This window comes from Mycetohabitans sp. B2, assembly GCF_021733735.1.
Classification (GTDB): Bacteria; Pseudomonadota; Gammaproteobacteria; order Burkholderiales; family Burkholderiaceae; genus Mycetohabitans; species Mycetohabitans rhizoxinica.
In genome coordinates this window covers 1-254 of record NZ_JAHKSP010000128.1, presented here as the reverse complement: position 1 = coordinate 254, position 254 = coordinate 1, and the positions used below count along the sequence as shown (strand labels likewise).

The window sequence follows — 254 nt, the reverse complement described above, 5'->3', positions numbered from 1 at the left end:
TCGGCACGACAGCTTCTTTGCGCTCGGGGGCCACTCGCTGCTGGCGGTGCAGCTCATTGAGCGCCTGCGGCGCCGGGGAATCGGGCTATCCGTGCGCGCGTTGTTCGACACACCGACGCTCAGTGCGTTGGCGCAGACGTTGGGCCAGCACCGTGACGTGGCGGTGCCGCCCAACGCGATCACGCCCGACACGACTGCGATTACACCGTCGATGCTGCCGCTCATTGAGCTGACGCAAGCGGACATTGACAAGA

The 254-nt window shown here is 65.7% G+C and carries 1 protein-coding gene; it reads left to right on the top strand.

Annotation, left to right across the window (positions count from 1 at the left end):
- Positions 1-254 (top strand): phosphopantetheine-binding protein (locus KPG66_RS18175; RefSeq protein ID WP_237071629.1); only part of this gene is annotated, 254 nt, incomplete at both ends.